Genomic DNA, 2,340 nt, shown 5'->3' with positions numbered 1-2,340 from the left:
AGAAAGATGCGCAAACAGCAGATGTGGGCAGCGGCAGCGCTGCTGATGGCCTCGATGACAGCGCTGGCCGCCGGCCCCGTGGTTGGTGTGAGCTGGTCCAACTTCCAGGAGGAGCGCTGGAAGACCGACGAGGCCGCCATCAAGGCGGAGCTGACCCGCCTGGGGGCCAGCTACGTGAGCGCCGACGCCGGCGGCTCGCCGGAGAAGCAGATCGGCGACGTCGAGTCGCTGCTGGCCAAGGGGGCCAAGGTGCTCATCATCCTTGCGATGGACAAGGACGCCATCCTGCCGGCGCTGAACAAGGCCAAGGCGCGCAAGGTGCCGGTGGTGGCCTATGACCGCCTCATCGAGGCGCCCGAGGTCTTCTACCTGACCTTCGACAACCGCGAGGTCGGGCGCCTGCAGGCCAAGGCGGTGCTGGCCGTGAAGCCGCAGGGGCGCTACGTGATGATCAAGGGCTCGCCCAGCGACCCCAACGCCGACTTCCTTCGCGCCGGCCAGCAAGATGCCTTGGCCGACGCCGTCAGGAAAGGTGACGTGAAGATCGTCGCCGAGGAATACACGGACGGCTGGAAGCCCGAGGTGGCGCAGAAGAACATGGAACAGATCTTGACTCGCCTCAAGGGCGGCGTCGATGCGGTCGTTGCCAGCAACGACGGCACCGCTGGCGGTGCCATCGCGGCGCTGGCCGGCCGGGGCATCAAGGGTGTGCCGGTCAGCGGCCAGGATGCCGACCACGCCGCGCTGAACCGCGTGGCGCTGGGCACGCAGACCGTGTCGGTCTGGAAGGACTCGCGCGTGCTGGGCAAGGAGGCCGCCGCGGCCGCCGTGCAGCTGGCCGGTGGTCAAAAGGTGCCGGGCGCCGCGGCCTGGGCGGGCGGCGAGCGCAAGGTCAGCCTGCAGGCCAAGTTCCTCGCGCCCGTGGCCATCACGCAGGCCAACCTCGATCAGGTCATCGCTGCCGGCTGGGTGCCCAAGGCCGTCGTCTGCCGGGGCGTCGACGCCGCCAAGGCCCCGGCCGTCTGCAAGTAGGAGTCGGGATGAGCGCCCAGACCCAGCGGCTCGCCGTCATGGCGGCCGTGCTGGTGGCCATCGCCATCGGCTTTCACCTGCTCACCGGCAGCTTCCTGACGGCCGAGAACCTCTACAACATTGCACAGCAGACGGCTGTGGTCGGCATCGTGGCCTGCGGCATGGCACTGATCATCGTCGCGCGCCAGATCGACCTCGCGGTGGGCTCGCTGTTGGGCGCCGTGGGCGTGCTGATGGCCTGGCTGCAATACACGCAGGGCTGGCCGGTCATCGGGGCGCTGCTGGCCGGACTCGTGCTGGCGCTGGCCGTGGGGCTGTTCCAGGGGTGGCTGTCGGCGGTCGTCGGCATCCCGTCCTTCGTCGTGACGCTGGGCGGCCTGGTCTCGTTGCGTGGCGTGGCCTTCCTGGTGGCAGACGGCAAGACGCAGCCCGTCACGGAGCCCTGGCTGCTGGCGCTGGGCGGGGGCCTGGACGGTTCGCTGGGCGAGCAGGGCAGCTGGCTCTTGGGCGTGGGCCTCGTCGTGCTGGTGTGGGGCTGGCAGGGGGTGCAGCGCCGCGCGCAGGCGCGGGCAGGTGCACAGCCTGGAGACGCCAGGCATGCGCTTCTGAAGGCCGGCCTCCTGGCCTTCGCCGTGTTCGGCACCGTGGCCGTCTTCAACGCCTATCGCATTGAAGGCCAGGAGCAGGGCCAGGGCCTGCCGCTGCCGCTGGTGATCTGGGTGGCCGTGGTGCTGTTGCTGGGCTTTGTCGCCAAGCACACTCGCTTCGGCCGCTACGTCTATGCGATCGGCGGCAATCCCGACGCGGCGCGGCTGGCCGGCATCCCGGTGCGGCGCGTGATGATCCAGCTCAACCTGCTGCTTGCGGCGCTGGTCGCATTGGCGGCCGTCGTCGCGATGGCCCGCCTGAACGCGGGCACGAACTCCATGGGCACGGGCATGGAACTGACCGTCATCGCTGCGGCAGTCATTGGCGGCGTGAGCCTGGCGGGCGGCAGCGGCAGCGTGGGCGGCACGGTGCTCGGCGCCCTCATCATCCAGAGCATCGACAGCGGCCTGCTGCTGACCGACGTAGGCATCGGCTGGCGCATGGTGGTGCTGGGTCAGGTGCTGGTGGCGGCCGTCGTCTTCGATCGTGTGGTGCAGAAATGAGTGCGTTGCTCGAAGTGCGCGAGGCGCGCAAGTCCTTTGGCGGCGTGCACGCGGTCGACGGCGTCTCCCTGAGCCTGTCGCCCGGGGAGGTGCTGGCCGTGCTGGGTCACAACGGTGCCGGCAAGTCCACGCTGATGCAGATGCTGGCCGGCGCGCT

Annotated in this window: 3 protein-coding genes; all 3 read left to right on the top strand. The window is 69.7% G+C overall.

The features are described from left to right. The first annotated feature begins 6 nt into the window (after window positions 1–6). Window positions 7–1,032, top strand: a complete 1,026-nt coding sequence (locus VGF12_RS01640) for a substrate-binding domain-containing protein (protein WP_414709969.1) — start codon at window positions 7–9, stop codon at window positions 1,030–1,032. An 8-nt stretch (window positions 1,033–1,040) separates the two neighbouring features. Next, window positions 1,041–2,183: a sugar ABC transporter permease gene (locus tag VGF12_RS01635; protein WP_331174303.1), complete on the top strand. Its 1,143-nt coding sequence runs from the start codon at window positions 1,041–1,043 to the stop codon at window positions 2,181–2,183. Continuing rightward, window positions 2,180–2,340: ATP-binding cassette domain-containing protein (locus VGF12_RS01630; protein WP_331174305.1), on the top strand; the 161-nt coding region annotated here is incomplete at its 3' end. The genes VGF12_RS01635 and VGF12_RS01630, both read left to right, overlap by 4 nt.

The organism is Roseateles sp. (assembly GCF_036404855.1).
In the GTDB taxonomy this organism is placed as follows: Bacteria; Pseudomonadota; Gammaproteobacteria; order Burkholderiales; family Burkholderiaceae_C; genus Pelomonas.
Note: the sequence above shows the minus strand (reverse complement) of the source record. Positions and strands in the feature narration are given on the sequence as shown.